Below are 14,575 nucleotides of genomic sequence, written 5' to 3' on the forward strand. Positions count from 1 at the left end.
GATGGAGATCAATCTCAGCGACTTCCATTTCCTGCGTCCACTGTGGCTGTTGCTGGTGCCGTTCGGCGCCCTGTTGCCCTGGCTGTGGCGCCGCAGTCGCGACGTGCAACGGCGCTTGCGTAGCAATATCGCCGGGCACTTGTTGCCGCATTTGCTGATTACGCCGCAGGATCAGCAGCGCTTTCGGCCCGTGCACCTGGCCTGCGTGTTGTTGATGCTGGGTGCCATCGCCGCTGCCGGGCCCACTTGGGAACAGGACCGTCCAGATTTTCTGGAAAACCGCGCGCCACTGATCATCGCCATCGACCTGTCACCGTCGATGGACGCCACCGACGTACAGCCAAGTCGTCTGGAAGCGGCCAAAAACAAGGTGCATGACCTGATCCAGCGTCGCGCCGGTGCGCGCAACGGGTTGATCGCCTACGCCGGCAGCGCGCACCTGGTATTGCCGCCAACCGACGATCCCGCCCTGCTCGACACCTTCATTCAAGCCCTGAGCACCGACCTGATCAGCAAACCGGGGAAAAATGTCGGCGCCGTAATCGAGCAAGCCAAACGCCTGCTGATCGCCGAGAAAACGCCGGGGACCCTGCTGCTGATCACCGACGGCGGCGACACCTCGCAACTCAGCGGTCTGGACAAGCAACTGGACGACAGCGCGCTGCAAGTGCTGATTCTGGCCGTCGGCAGCGAGGATGGCGGGATCATCCACGACGCCAACGGCCAGCCACGTACCGACAGCAATGGTCGTCCGGCACTCGGCAGGTTTGATCAGGCAGCCCTCAAACAGCTTGGATCAACGCTGGATGCGCCGCTGGGCAGCCTGACGTTCAATGACGACGACCTGGACTGGATCGAGCTGCACGCCCAGCAGCACTTCCAGGCGGCCAGCGATGAACAGCGCGAACTGCACTGGAAAGACGCCGGTTACTGGCTGTGCTGGCCGTTGCTGCTGATCGCCTTCTTTAGCGTGCGCAAGGGCTGGAGCCTGAACTGGATGGCCGGGTGGTTGCTGGCATTCAGCATCGGATTTCAGCTGGCGCCGGCCGAAGCCAACGCATTGACCGATGCCTTTTTTACCCCTGATCAGCAAGGCCGTTGGGCCTTCGAGCACGAGCACTTCCCGCAGGCCGCCGCGCACTTCGTCGATCCCTACTGGAAAGGCATTGCCGCCTACAACGCCGCCGATTACGACCTGGCATTGGCCAGTTTTGCGCGGCTCGACACCCCGCAGGCGTATTTCTACCTGGGCAATATTTACGTGCGCCGCTTCAAGTTTGATCAGGGCATCGCCGCGTATACCCAGGCATTGAAAATGCAACCGCAATTCCCTGAAGCCACCGCCAACCTGGCCCTGGCCATCGCCTTGCAGAAAGATACCGACAGCGCCGAACAGAACGCACCTGAGGTCAAACCCGACGACATCAAAATGGACAAGGCGCCGGGCAAGGGTCAGAGCAAACCGGTCGAGACCGAGCAAGCGGCGTCGGATGCCCTGTGGTTGCAGAACCTCAGCACGTCGCCGGCGAAGTTCCTGAAGCAGAAATTCAGCTTGCAGGATCAGGCGGGAGGCAAACCATGATCCGTCTGATAGACCGAGTCGCGCCCTTCGCGAGCAAGCCCGCTCCCACATTTGATCCGGATGCACCGCAAATCCCCTGTGGGAGCGGGCTTGCTCGCGAAGGCGCCAGGTCATTCACCACTAAATTCGGCACCTTGTTGATCCTCTCCCTGATCAGCACCAGCGCCATTGCCACCGAACCCGAGCTACGTGTCCAGTCCCACCTGCAACCCACCAACTCAATCATGGTCGGCGGCATTCTGGAACTGCAACTCGATGTCCTCACCGACAGCTGGTTCACCGACGCCCCCACCCTGCCCGACCTGAAGCTGCCCGGCGCACTGGTCATGCCGCCCGACGGCCATGCCGAACACCTGAACCAGACGCTCGACGGCAAGTCGTTCAACGGCATGCGCTACCGCTACCGAATCACCCCGAATCTGGCCCAGGGTTTCGACATCCCGGCATTGACGGTGCACGCCACGCCCGGTCAGGCCAGCACGCCGTTGACTGCCCAAAGCCAGCCACTGCACTTCATTGCCACACAACCACCGGGGTTCAAACCCGGCGAACCGGTGCTGGTGGCCCAAGGGCTGCGCTTCACGCAAACAGTCCTCAATTCGGCGACACCCCTGAAGGTCGGTGACAGCCTCACCCGGCAACTGACATTGCAGGCCGACGACGCCCTGGCCATGTCGCTGCCCGCGCCGTCACTGGCGGATGTCGCCGGCCTCAGCCGCTATCCGAAAGCCCCGCAAATCAGCAACCTCGACGACGGTCGCGGCCATTTCAACGGCGGCCAGCGCATCGACACTGCGACCTATCGGATCGACACCGAAGGCCGCCATCACCTGCCGTCAATCGAGCTGAAATGGTGGGACGCCAGCACTGGACAGACCCGAACGGCCCAAGTCCCCGCCGTCACCTTCGATGCCGCGGCCAACAGCGCTTATCGACCGGTGTTTTCGATCACCGAAGACCTGAAAAAACTCACTCAGCGAGGTCGCGTGCATCTCTCCGGGCATTGGCTGGTGCTTTTAGCGCTGCTGCTGGCCGTGACGCTGCTCGGCTGGTTTGCCCGTCCGTTCGTCTATCGTGCGTACCTTCAATGGCAGGCCCGACGCAGCGCCCGACGCGCCGCGTGGCTGGAGTCCGCCGACTACGCCTGGCGGCAGATTCCGGCGCAAATCGACGGCAAACCCGCACAGTTGAGCGCCCTGTACCTGTGGGCCAGACGCTGCCGCATGGGCCTGAAACTGACGAACCTTGGTCCGTGCCTGCAAGACCTGTTACGCGCCTGTTACAGCCGTCAACCCACCGAAGACCAGGCGCTACGCCAACTAAGGCAATCCTTGTCTACGCTGCATAGTCAGGCCAAACGCGACACAGCGTCAGCCGCACCAGCACTGCGTCCACTCAATCCCGCTCACGCGAAGGATGTCCCATGACGAACCCGATATCGCTGCGTTACCGCTACGGGCTGACGCTGCTGTTAACCCTTGCGCTGAGCCTGCCGGTGCTGGCCCAGACTCGCGAGCCCCTGCCCTCGTGGAACGACGGCCCGGCGAAAAACAACATCGTCGAGTTCGTCCAGGCCGTGACCGATCAAAGCAGTAAGGACTTCGTCAAACCCGCCGATCGAATCGCCGTGTTCGACAACGACGGCACGCTATGGAGCGAGCAGCCGATGTACTTCGAATTGCTGTTTGCCCTGGAAGAGGTCAAGCGCACCGCACCGCAGCACCCGGAATGGAAAACCACCCAGCCCTTCAAGGCCGTGCTCGAAAATGATCAGAAGGCCCTCGGCGAGTCAGGCATGGACGGCATCCTGAAAATCTTCGGTGCCACCCACACCGGCATGACCACCGAAGCCTTCGACGACTACGCCAAAACCTGGCTGACCCAGGCGCGCCATCCGAGAACCGGCAAGCCCTACACCGAGATGATCTTCCAGCCGATGCGGGAAATGCTCGATTACCTGCGCAGCCAGAATTTCAAAACCTACATCGTCTCCGGCGGCGACACCGCGTTCATGCGCGCCTTCGCCGAGCAGGTCTACGGCATCCCGCCGGAACAGGTGATCGGCACCACGTTTGTCACCGCCTACCAGTTCAAGGACGGCCAACCGTCGATCCTGCGCACCGCCAAACTGGCCCACAACGATGACGGCCCGGGCAAACCGGAAAGCATCGACGCGGTCATCGGCCGGCGCCCGATCCTCGCGTTCGGCAACTCCGACGGCGACCTGCAAATGTTGCAGTGGACTGCCGCCGGGCCGGGCAAACGCTTCATGGGGCTGGTGCATCACACCGACGCCAAACGCGAATGGGCTTATGACCGTCAATCCCAAATCGGTCGTCTGGACAAGGCTCTGGACGAAGCAAAAACCCGCGGCTGGACTATCGTGGATATGGCCGCCGAGTGGCGCCGGATCTATCCTTTCCAGGCCCCCACCCCCGAGCACGTGCAATAAAAAAGCGTTACGCAGGACTGCAAAAAACGTTTGTCGCGCATGAGCGACGCCAGTGAGAAAAGGAGCAAGTCAGATGACTCGCATACACAAGTGGCTACCGAAATTCGCCCTGGTGGCAGCCTCGGTGATGGCGATTTCGGCAACAGCCGCAGCCGCTGAAAAACCCAACATTCTGGTGATCTTCGGCGATGACATCGGCCAGACCAACATCAGCGCCTATTCCATGGGCGTGGTCGGGTACAAGACGCCGAACATCGACCGGATTGCCAAAGAAGGCATGATGTTCACCGACTATTACGCGGAGAACAGTTGCACTGCGGGGCGTTCGTCGTTCATTACCGGGCAGACACCATTGCGCACCGGTCTGTCGAAAGTCGGTATACCGGGTGCCCCGGTGGGCTTGCAAAAACGCGACATCACCATCGCCCAGGCACTCAAGTCCCAGGGTTACGCCACCGGCCAGTTCGGCAAGAACCACTTGGGCGACCGGGATGAGTACCTGCCGACCAATCACGGTTTCGACGAATTTTTCGGCAACCTGTACCACCTCAACGCCGAAGAAGAACCCGAACGCCCGTACTGGCCCAAGGATGACCCTGAGTTCGTCAAGGCCAACTCCCCGCGTGGCGTGATTCACAGCTTCGCCGACGGCAAGATCGAAGACACCGGCGCCTTGACCGCCAAGCGCATGGAAACCATCGACGACGAAACCACTGCTGCGGCGCAAGCATTTATCGAGAAACAAGCCAAGGCGGACAAGCCGTTCTTCGTCTGGATGAACACCACCCGCATGCACTTGTTCACTCACGTGCGCGATTCGATGAAGGGCCAGAGCGGCATGCCCGGCAACGAGTATGCGGACGGCATGCTTGAACACGATGGCGACGTCGGCAAACTGCTGAAAACCCTCGACGACCTGAAAATCGCCGACAACACCATCGTCGTCTACTCCACCGACAACGGCCCGAACCAGTTCTCCTGGCCGGACGCGGCGACCACGCCGTTCCGTAACGAGAAGAACTCCAACTGGGAAGGTGCCTATCGGGTACCGGCGATTGTTCGCTGGCCGGGCAAGATCAAGGCTGGGGAAGTGTCCAATGAAATGTTCTCGGGCATGGACTGGTTCCCGACCCTGCTGGCTGCTGCCGGCGATGCCGGGGTGAAAGACAAACTCCTGAAAGGTTGGGCCCCGACTTCCGGCGGCACCAGTTTCAAGGTGCACCTGGACGGTTACAACCAACTGCCCTACCTGACGGGCCAACAACCTAAAGGCGAACGCAAGGAGTTCTACTACTTCAACGACGACGGTGTACTGGTGTCCATGCGTTTCGATAACTGGAAAGCAGTGTTCTGCGAACAACGCGCACCGGGCGGGTTCAAGGTGTGGAGCGAGCCGTTCGTATGCTTGCGGGTACCGAAAATCTTCAATCTGCGGATGGATCCGTATGAGCGGGCCGACATCGTTTCCGATCAGTATTACGATTGGCAAACCAAGAACGTCTACCTGGCTGCTGTAGCCGTCGGCAAGTCGGCGCAGTTCCTGCAAACGTTTATCGAGTATCCGCCAAGCCAGAAACCGGCCAGCTTCAGCATTGACCAGATCCGCGCGGCCGTGGATGCAAAAATTGCGGAAAAAATGAAGAACCAGCCTGCACAGTAAGACCGCTTGACCGCCGCTCGCCTTCACCAGCGAGCGGCCCTGTTTTTGGCTTGAGATCGCGTCGTCCCCCCTTCGCGAGCAAGCCCGCTCCCACAGTGGATCTGCAGTGCGGCACAAATCCACTGTGGGAGCGGGCTTGCTCGCGAAGGGGCCACAACGGTCGCCGTATTTTTTGAATTGGAACAAGGCAATCCGCAATGTCCTCACGTGTCGCCAGCAAGTCGTCGGCTCTACCCGCCACTCGGATCAAATCTCCGGCGTTGCTTGTTCCCGCCCTGCTGCTGTTCGTCTCCGGGGCCGCAGCGCTGGTGTATCAGGTGCTGTGGATCAAGCAGCTGTCACTGGTGGTCGGCGTCGAGGTGTACGCCATTACCACCGGAATCAGCGCCTTTTTTGCCGGATTGGCGTTAGGCGGTTTGTTGTTCGGCCAATGGGCCGATCGCTTGCAAAAGCCAGTGCTGCTCTATGCAGGGCTGGAAGTGCTGGTGGCCGTGCTCGGTGTCGGGGCGACCTTCGCCATGAGCCTCGCGGCCAGCCCGTTTGCCTGGCTGGAGCAACATGTCGGCCTGCTGGCCTGGGCGTTGCCGTTTGCGCTGGTGGGCATTCCGGCGCTGCTGATGGGCGGCACCCTGCCGGTGCTGGTTCGTGCATTGGCCGCAAACCCGCAACAGCTGGGCAAGGCCGGCGGGCAGCTCTATGCGGCGAACACCGCCGGGGCCATCGCCGGCACCCTGCTCGCGGCGTTTGTGTTGATTGCAACCCTCGGTGTACGCGGCAGTGCCTTGGCGGCGGCGATGCTGAATCTGCTGGCCGCCGTCGGTGCCTTGTGGTTCCAACGCCACCGCTCGCTGCCGAACGAGGCACCGGTCAAGCACCACGCCGACAAAGTGCCCGATCGCGTTGCCTTGTGGCTGTACTCAATCGCCGGTGGCGTGGCCCTCGGTTACGAAGTGGTCTGGTCGCAATCCATCGTGCAGTTCATGAGCACTCGTACCTACGCCTTTGCAGTGGTGCTGGCGACGTACCTCACCGGGCTGTTTCTGGGCAGCATCCTGCTGGCCCGTCGGGTTAACCGCATTCGTGATCCCTGGGGTGTGTTCGGCTTGTTGATTGCCGGTGCCGGGCTTGTCGCGTTGCTGGAAATCGCCCTGCTCGGACGCTGGTTGGTGGTCGCCCAAAGCCTGGCTGAAACCTGGGTGTTGTCGTTGGGTGCGAGTGACCTGTTGGGCATGACCGCGCGGTTTGCGGTGGCGGCAATGAGCATCGTGTTTGTACCGACCCTGCTGCTCGGCGCCGCATTTCCGCTGGCCCTGCGTTTGAGCGTCGGCCGCGAGCGAGTCGGTCAGGCGGTCGGCGCGGTGGTGGCGTTCAATACGCTGGGCGGGATTGTCGGGGTGATGCTTTGCGGGTTTGTGCTGATCCCGTTGCTGGGGCTGGTCCGAACCCTGGGCCTGCTGGCGATTGTCGCCGCCGGGATTGGATACTTCGCGGTGCGCAAGGGTCATGGGGTCAAGAAAGGCCGGCGCCAGGCGGTGGTCGCTCTTGGCCTGTTGTCGATTGCGCTGGCCGTTTTAACGCCCGTGAACAAACTCGCCAGCCTGCTTCCCGGCGCTCGCAACGCGACGTTGACGTTCTACGAAGAAGGACGCGGTGGAACCGTCGCCGTGGTCACTCAGGGCAAAGGACAAAAAGCGTTCCAGCGCTTGTACATCCAGGGTGTATCCAATACCGGCGACGCCATGCCGTCACTGCGCTACATGCGTATCCAGGCACTGCTGCCGCTGCTGATCCACAATGGCGAACCGCGCTCGGCGCTGGTGATCGGTTTTGGCACTGGCATCACCGCGGGCGCCCTGACGCGCTATCCGGGGCTGGAGCACCGTGTCGTGGCCGAGTTGCTGCCATCGGTGGTCAAAGCCGCGCCGTTGTTCAAAGGCAACTTCAATGCGGCCGCTGACCCCGGCGTTGACATCCGCTTGCAGGATGGCCGGCAGGAACTGCTGCGCAACCCGCAGCGCTACGACTTGATCACCCTCGAACCACCGCCGCCCTCCGCTGCTGGCGTGGTGAATCTGTATTCCCGGGACTTCTATCAGTTGGCCGCCAGTCGCCTGGAGAAACAAGGCCTGGCCGCTCAGTGGTTGCCGCTGCCCACCCAGAACATCGACGATTCACGCTCACTGGTGCGCAGCTTTCTCGACGTTTTCCCCTACGCCACCCTGTGGACCAGCGAGTTCCACGAAATGCTGCTGGTGGGCTCGATGGAACCGATCGAACTGGACGCGGCGAAAATCAGCCAACGCTTCCAACAGGACACCGTGCGCAGCACCTTACAGGACGTGGGCATTGGCTCTGCTGCAGCGTTGCTCTCGACCTGGGTCACCGATCGTGCAGGCCTGGAGCGTTTCGCCGCCGACGCCCAACCGGTGACCGACGATCAGCCGCGTATCGAATATGCGCCTTGGGTGCGTGCCAAGGAGATCAGCCGCGTACTGCCGGCCCTGCTGGACCTGCGTATAGCGCCACCGCTGGTGAATGCCGATGCGGGTTTCAACGAGCGCATGAACGCACACCAACAACGCCTGATGCAGTTTTATCGGGCGAGTCTGCATGCGTATGACGGTGACCGCGACGCGTGGGCCAGGGATATTCACGAGGTGATGCGCGGGGATGGGGGGAATCCGTATTTCCGGTGGTTTGTCGGGGAGTGATGCAGCGCCTGAGAGACCTGGACACTGCACAGCAGATCACAACCGTCATTTGACAGTCGCCGGTCATCCGGCAAAGCTGCATCGAGCTTGAACCCGCGCCTGACGGCAAACGCACCCGGACTATGGAAGTCGTAATGCCGAAATATAAAAATAAAGCGGTACAGCCAACCCTTGATTCGCCACCGGCCTTGATTAACCGTTACCTGTTTCCCGTCACCATTGCCGTTTTGCTATTGGCCATAGCGGGCATCGGCTGGTTTCTGTTCAGCAGCAAACCGGCCCCCGTGACTTATGCGCCTGTCAGCACTCCGGTCGCTCAGCCGGCCAAACCGCAACCGGTCGCCGTGGCGCCGGCAACGATGGTCGATGAGCAGCAATGCCAAGGCTGCCACAGCGACCAGGTCAAGGACTGGCAAGGCTCCCATCACCAATTGGCGATGCAGGAGGCCAACGCCGAAACGATGCTCGGCGACTTCAACAACGTCACCTTCAAAGCAGAAAACGAAACCACCCGTTTCTTGCGCAAGGACGGCGGGTTCTGGGTCAACACCCCCGGCATTGATGGCAAGAATGCCGACTTCAAGGTCGCCTACACCTTCGGCATCGCACCGTTGCAGCAATACCTGATCGAGGTCGGCGAAGGTCGGTTGCAAGCCCTCGGCGTGGCCTGGGATACCGAAAAGCACCGCTGGTTTCACCTCTATCCGGGCCAGGGCGTGAACTTCAAGGACCCGTTGCATTGGAGCAAGCCGAGCCAGAACGCCAACTTCATGTGCGTCGAGTGCCACACCACCGGTTACCAGCGCAATTTCGATGCCGCGAAAAACACCTTCGACAGTCACTGGAACAGCCTCGGTGTCGGCTGTCAGGCTTGCCACGGCCCAGCCTCCAATCACCTGGAATGGACGGCAAAAAAAGGCGACCTGGTCCATGCCGGTTTTGCCGTCGACCTGAAGGACAAGAACGCCACCGTCGAAATCGAAACCTGCGCCCGCTGCCACTCGCGCCGCGCGCCACTGGGCGACGGCTTCACCGCTGGCAAACGCTTGATGGATGACTACCTGCCGAGTCCCCTGACCCGCGATTTGTACGCACTGGACGGCAAGATCAAGGACGAAGTGTTCGAACACGGCTCCTTCGCCCAGAGCAAAATGTTCGACAAGGGCGTGCGCTGCAGCAACTGTCACAACCCGCACAGCACCGAGCTCAAGGCACCGGGCAACGGTGTCTGCCTGCAATGCCATAACCCCGCTGGCAAGACTTCGGTGGACGGCGTTGACGGCAAAGGGCTGCAAGCGAAGAACTACGATTCCATCGAACACACGCGCCACACCATGGGTCAACCAGGTTCGCAGTGCGTGGATTGCCACATGCCCGGCAAGTTCTACATGGGAAATGATTTCAGGCATGACCACAGTTTCAGCATTCCCAACCCTGAGCGGGCGAAAAAACTCGGCACGCCGGACGCTTGCCTGGCCTGTCACCAGGGCAAGGCGGGCGACAAGGTCACCGAGCAATTCAAGCTCTGGAATACCACCACCGCGCAGGCACCGCGTTACGACGAAAGCCTGTGGCTGATTCGCAACGGTCAGCCCGGCGCGGCACAAGCCTTGTACGAGCAGCTTCAGCGCAGCCATTTGCCAGCGATTCAGCGCGCAACCCTGCTCGCCGAGTTGCCGCTGTACCCCAGCGAACAGGCGTTGAAACTGGCCACCCAGGACTTGAACCACCCGGCCCCGCAAGTGCGTGAAAGCGCCGTCCGGGCGATCAGCGCGTTTCTGTCGCCACCGGAGCGCGCGCCGCTGCTGACGCCATTGCTGGCCGACCCGGTGAAAGCTGTGCGGATAGCCGCAGCCCGGGACCTGCTGAGCGTGGCCCGGAATGGCTTGGGCAGCGCCCAGGACAACTGGAATGCAGCCATCGCCGAGTACGAGGCGGTCCAGAAGAACCTGGCCGAACGCGCTGAAGCCAATCTCAACCTGGCCATGCTCTATCAAGCCAGCGGTCGTAGCGGTGAAGTCGAAGCGCTGCTGCGCACCGCCCTCAAGCGCGATCCGGATTTCTACCCGGCGCTGGTGACGCTGGTGCAATGGCTGGAGGCGAACGGACGCAATCAGGACGCTCAGACGCTGCTGGCACAGAGCCTGAAAGAACACCCGGATGCCGCCCTGCTGCAACACACTCAAGGCCTGTCGCTAGTGCGCGCGGGCAAATCCGCCCAGGCCATGCCGGCCCTGCGCAAGGCCGCGCAACTGGAACCTCAGAACGCTCAGTACGGTTACGTGTTAGCGGTGGCGTTGCATGACAGCGGCAAGGTCGATGAAGCCTGCCAAGAGCTGGAGCGGCTGCTGAAAGTGCAACCGGCCAATCGCAATGCCCGGTTGTCATTGATCCAGTACTACCTGGATAACGGGCAGGAACCCAAGGCGCAGGTGCTGTTGCAGGGCTGGAAGAAAATGAACAGGGGGGATCCGGCGCTGAAATAAGCCTTGCGCCAGGTCTGTAGCAGCTGCGTGTGGCGAGGGGATTTATCCCCGTTCGGCCGCGAAGCGGTCGTAAAACCTGAACGCACGATCTATCTGATGCACCGCGTCGTCTGAATTCACGACGGCTTCGCCGCCGAACGGGGCGGTGCGACGTTTCGATAAATCCCCTCACCACAACGCAGCTGCTATATCGACGGTGGAATCACCAGGACGAACCGCTTTTGAGCGCCAACTCCCGCCGACTATTCGCCCGCATCGCCTTGATCAACGACACCGTGCCGACCAGCAATATCGCTGCGCCGAACAGGAAGTCGATGTTGTATAACTGAAAGTCCTGCAACGGCCCCACCAGAAACAACCGGATCGCCCCGATACTCACCAGCGTGGCGAGAAAATCGATGCCGGGCTCGTCGCGATAAAACACGTGCATCAGCGGCAGGCAAATGACCAGCAGCAACAGCAAGACAATCACCTTGAACGAGCCTTTGCGCTCGACGCTGAACGCGCATTCGTTGGCGGCGTATGGCTTGTAATCCTCGTCGCGCACCAGCGAGTTTTTCTCATTGATGTACTCGACCCGGTTGTACTTTTGAATGGGCGTAAAGGTGTTCGACATCTCCATCACCGTGGTGATGTGGCGAAAGCGCAGGTCGATGCGCTCATTGCCCTTGAGGTAATACAGCACCGGTTTATAGCCATAACGGTAGGTGTCGAAGGGAAACTCGGTGGCGCGCCCCTGCACGCCAATCGGGCGTGGCTCGAGCTCCGCGTAGGCGCTTTTGTTGTCTGAGGCGAGGTTACGGCTCAGGGGTTTGATCCTGACCTGTTCGAGGAAAATCGGCGTGGCGCCGTAGGACCATTGCAGCGGTTCCAGGCGCAAGCGCAGCTCGTTACGGCCCAGGTCGTAGCGGTTGAAGGTGCGCTCGGAAACAATCACCGCGCCGCTGAGCATGAACTCGCCACGCAGGTTGTTGGTGATGCGCAGGGTCAGTTGATCCTTGCCCAGCGACAGCGCATCGGCAGCCGGTGGCGTGCCGCACCAGGCGTAACTGTCGAACGCGCCACCCAACTGCCCGCCGCGGTTTTCCTGAAACACATAAAAGTAACCGCCCCACAGGGTCAACATCAGCAGTAACGCGGTTAACCCTAAAATTTTCTTGCCCACACTCAAACCAGACTCCTTTCGGTACGACTTCCTTATGAGATGCGGACTCTACCAAAGTGACATCATCGACCCAAGCGAAACCCTCAACGTCGCCTGAACAACGGTCGCGGCTCAATCACCGAACGCCCATACAACACGCTCATCCCCGCCAGCCCTTTGAGCGCATCTTCGGCGGACTTGTCCTCACGCACCGCGAAGCTGTCGAACCCGCATTGACGCATGTGGCTGAGTTGATCGCGCAGTACGTCGCCGACCGCGCGTAACTCGCCCGTCCAGCCCAATCGAGTGCGCAGCAAGTACGCCTGGCTGTAACCGCGACCATCACGGAAACTCGGAAAATCCAGGGCAATCAGCGGCAGGTGTGAAAACCACGGTTTGAGGCATTCCACCTCATCGTCCGGCCCCAACCACACGCCCTTTTGCGGTGGCCCTTCAAGCCAGCGGGCCAACGGCAGAATCACTGCACCCGCCGGCCATTCATCGTTGACATTCCTGACCAGGGTCCAGGGATCATCAGCGACAATCCGTGCCACACCCTCCTCCAGCCGCAGCAAATTGTTCATGCCGACACCTCCAGCAGCTTCGGATAGACCTGCTCTTTGAACGGTTCCAGACCGATGCGCTGCAAGGTGTCGACGAACACTTCCTCGCTCTCGCGGTAATTGACGAACGTGGCGATGATTTGCTCGATCACCTCGGGCACTTCGGCGGCGCTAAAAGACGGGCCGATGACTTTGCCCAATGCGCTGTTCTTGCCCTGAGCACCGCCGAGGGTGATCTGGTACCACTCGCTGCCGTTCTTATCGACCCCCAGAATGCCTATGTTGCCGATGTGGTGGTGACCGCAGGCGTTCATGCAGCCGGAGATGTTCAGGCTGATGTCGCCCAGATCATGCAGATAGTCGAGGTCTTCGAAGCGTGCCTGAATGGCTTGCGCGATGGGGATCGACTTGGCATTGGCCAGCGCGCAGAAGTCGCCGCCGGGGCAGGCGATGATGTCGGTCAGCAAGCCGATATTGGCGCAGCCCAGGCCCTGTTCGCAGGCCAGGCACCAGAGCGAGTAGAGATCAGCCTTGGGCACGTCGGGCAACACAATGTTCTGTTCATGGGCGATGCGAATTTCGCCAAAACCGAACTGCTCGGACCAACGGGCAACCGCCTCCATTTGCTCGGCCGTGACATCACCCGGCGGCGAGGCAATACCCGGTTTGGTCGACAGCACCACGCTGGCATAGCCCGGCACTTTGTGCGGCTGGACATTGCGCGATACCCAACGGGCGAAGGCCGGGTTTTCGGAAAGGCGTGTGCCGAAATCAAGGTCGGTGTCCGCCAGCGCGCGGTAATCCGGCGGCACAAAGGCACTGGCCACGCGCTCATACTCGACATCGGTCAACTGCGCCGGGCCGTCCTTGAGGTACTGCCACTCCTCTTCCACTTCCCGGGCGAAGGCTTCGATGCCCAGCGCCTTGACCAGAATCTTGATCCGCGCCTTGTACTTGTTGTCGCGCCGACCGTGGCGGTTGTAGACCCGCAGCACCGCCTCGACGTAGGACAGCAGGTGCTGCCACGGCAACCCTTCGCGAATCTGTAAACCAAGGATCGGCGTGCGCCCCAACCCGCCGCCGACGATGACCCGCAGCAACCTCTGTCCGTCGGGTCCCGGGTAAAGATAGAGGCCGATGTCATGCATCATGATCGCCGCCCGGTCCTGCTCCGCCGAGCAGATAGCGATCTTGAACTTGCGCGGCAGGAACAGGAATTCCGGGTTGATGGTCGACCACTGCCGGAGGATTTCCGCCAGCGGTCGCGGGTCGATCATTTCATCCGCAGCCACCCCGGCAAAGGCTTCGGTGGTGATGTTGCGCACGCAGTTGCCGGAGGTCTGGATCGCGTGCATTTCCACTTGCGCCAGGCGTTCGAGGATGTCCGGCACCTGGGCCAGTTCGATCCAGTTGAACTGCATGTTCTGTCGCGTGGTGAAGTGGCCGTAGCCACGGTCGTAATCCCGGGCGATGCTCGCCAGCGTGCGCATTTGCGGCGCGCTTAACGTGCCGTAAGGAATCGCCACGCGCAGCATGTAGGCGTGTTTTTGCATGTACAGACCGTTTTGCAAACGCAGCGGCAGGAATTCTTCTTCACTCAACTCCTGCGCCATGAAGCGTTCGACCTGATCCCGAAACTGCGCGACCCGCTCAAAGACCAGGGCCCGGTCATAGTCATCGTACTGATACATGTGGCTACCTCATCAGGATTGATCGGGCTCTGCACAACCCCTGTGGGAGCGACCTGTGGCGAGGGGATTTATCCCCGTTGGGTCGCGAAGCGGCCCCGCGTCCGTCCAGACAGATCCTTTTGTCCGGATTGACGACTTCGCAGCCGAACGGGGCGGTGCGACGTTTCGCTAAATCCCCTCACCACAGGTCGCTCCCACAGCGATTTGGGTGAGTTAGAAGCTCTATGGCCCGTTTTCTTGAGGTGACTATGGACCTGCGGCGCAATGCGTTACAGATTCAGTTGGA

9 protein-coding genes are annotated in these 14,575 nt (G+C 61.0%); 6 read left to right on the top strand and 3 right to left on the bottom strand.

Annotated features, from left to right (window positions below; genetic code table 11):
- Nucleotide 1 precedes the first annotated feature (1 nt).
- The 6 genes from KGB03_RS08770 (at nt 2) to KGB03_RS08795 (ending at nt 10,891) form a co-directional block, all read left to right on the top strand.
- Nucleotides 2-1,582, top strand: coding sequence for a VWA domain-containing protein (locus tag KGB03_RS08770; protein WP_223526841.1), 1,581 nt, complete (start codon nt 2-4; stop codon nt 1,580-1,582).
- The gene (locus KGB03_RS08775) at nt 1,579-3,009 is read left to right on the top strand and encodes a hypothetical protein (protein ID WP_223526842.1); all 1,431 of its coding nucleotides are present in this window, start codon (nt 1,579-1,581) and stop codon (nt 3,007-3,009) included. Before KGB03_RS08770 ends, KGB03_RS08775 begins: the two co-directional genes overlap by 4 nt.
- Complete coding sequence (locus KGB03_RS08780; RefSeq protein WP_223526843.1) at nt 3,006-4,034, top strand: HAD family hydrolase; 1,029 nt, start codon at nt 3,006-3,008, stop codon at nt 4,032-4,034. Before KGB03_RS08775 ends, KGB03_RS08780 begins: the two co-directional genes overlap by 4 nt.
- 73 nt (nt 4,035-4,107) lie before the next feature.
- Nucleotides 4,108-5,694 (top strand): arylsulfatase, encoded by a 1,587-nt coding sequence (locus tag KGB03_RS08785; protein ID WP_223526844.1) that lies wholly within the window; start codon nt 4,108-4,110, stop codon nt 5,692-5,694.
- A 197-nt stretch (nt 5,695-5,891) separates the two neighbouring features.
- On the top strand, nt 5,892-8,405 hold the full coding sequence (locus KGB03_RS08790; protein WP_223526845.1) for a fused MFS/spermidine synthase: 2,514 nt from the start codon (nt 5,892-5,894) through the stop codon (nt 8,403-8,405).
- Between the two features lie 134 nt (nt 8,406-8,539).
- A complete protein-coding gene (locus KGB03_RS08795; RefSeq protein ID WP_223526846.1) occupies nt 8,540-10,891 on the top strand; it encodes a tetratricopeptide repeat protein in 2,352 nt (783 codons plus the stop codon).
- 202 nt (nt 10,892-11,093) lie between these two features.
- On the opposite strand, the gene KGB03_RS08800 is transcribed toward KGB03_RS08795, so the two are convergent.
- The 3 genes from KGB03_RS08800 to KGB03_RS08810 form a co-directional block, all read right to left on the bottom strand.
- On the bottom strand, nt 11,094-12,062 hold the full coding sequence (locus KGB03_RS08800) for a hypothetical protein (RefSeq protein WP_223526847.1): 969 nt from the start codon (nt 12,060-12,062) through the stop codon (nt 11,094-11,096).
- 77 nt (nt 12,063-12,139) lie between these two features.
- On the bottom strand, nt 12,140-12,619 hold the full coding sequence (locus tag KGB03_RS08805) for a DUF934 domain-containing protein (protein WP_218534634.1): 480 nt from the start codon (nt 12,617-12,619) through the stop codon (nt 12,140-12,142).
- Nucleotides 12,616-14,289 (bottom strand): nitrite/sulfite reductase, encoded by a 1,674-nt coding sequence (locus KGB03_RS08810; RefSeq protein WP_223526848.1) that lies wholly within the window; start codon nt 14,287-14,289, stop codon nt 12,616-12,618. The genes KGB03_RS08805 and KGB03_RS08810 overlap by 4 nt, the downstream gene beginning before the upstream one ends.
- Nucleotides 14,290-14,575 lie beyond the last annotated feature (286 nt).

The organism is Pseudomonas sp. BF-B-26 (assembly GCF_019956495.1).
Lineage (GTDB): Bacteria > Pseudomonadota > Gammaproteobacteria > Pseudomonadales > Pseudomonadaceae > Aquipseudomonas.

Coding starts and splice junctions, on each gene's coding strand:
- KGB03_RS08770 (WP_223526841.1), top strand. CDS start 2: ATGGAGATCAATCTCAGCGACTTCCATTTCCTGCGTCCACTGTGGCTG.
- KGB03_RS08775 (WP_223526842.1), top strand. CDS start 1,579: ATGATCCGTCTGATAGACCGAGTCGCGCCCTTCGCGAGCAAGCCCGCT.
- KGB03_RS08780 (WP_223526843.1), top strand. CDS start 3,006: ATGACGAACCCGATATCGCTGCGTTACCGCTACGGGCTGACGCTGCTG.
- KGB03_RS08785 (WP_223526844.1), top strand. CDS start 4,108: ATGACTCGCATACACAAGTGGCTACCGAAATTCGCCCTGGTGGCAGCC.
- KGB03_RS08790 (WP_223526845.1), top strand. CDS start 5,892: ATGTCCTCACGTGTCGCCAGCAAGTCGTCGGCTCTACCCGCCACTCGG.
- KGB03_RS08795 (WP_223526846.1), top strand. CDS start 8,540: ATGCCGAAATATAAAAATAAAGCGGTACAGCCAACCCTTGATTCGCCA.
- KGB03_RS08805 (WP_218534634.1), bottom strand. CDS start 12,619: ATGAACAATTTGCTGCGGCTGGAGGAGGGTGTGGCACGGATTGTCGCT.
- KGB03_RS08810 (WP_223526848.1), bottom strand. CDS start 14,289: ATGTATCAGTACGATGACTATGACCGGGCCCTGGTCTTTGAGCGGGTC.